A 253-nucleotide genomic window follows, 5' to 3' on the forward strand; every position below is an offset into this window, starting at 1 on the left:
GGCGCTGTCTACTCCGCCGTGGGCTACCGCTCTGATGCACTGCCGGGTATCCCGTTCGACAACGTAAAGAACGTCATTTCCAACGTCGGTGGTCGAGTCATCGAATCCGACAACACCGAGGATGAAGCAGCCGAGGCCATCACTGGCCTCTACACCACCGGTTGGGTTCGCCGCGGGCCGGTCGGCCTGATTGGTAATACCAAGGGCGATGCCAACGAGGCCGTGGCCAATCTGCTGGCCGATGCCGCAGAGG

General features: G+C 62.1%; 1 pseudogene. It reads left to right on the forward strand.

The features are described from left to right. Positions 1 to 253, forward strand: a pseudogene (locus QP140_RS10110) (pyridine nucleotide-disulfide oxidoreductase); the annotation flags it as partial.

The organism is Corynebacterium sp. UMB9976 (assembly GCF_030212265.1).
GTDB lineage: Bacteria > Actinomycetota > Actinomycetes > Mycobacteriales > Mycobacteriaceae > Corynebacterium.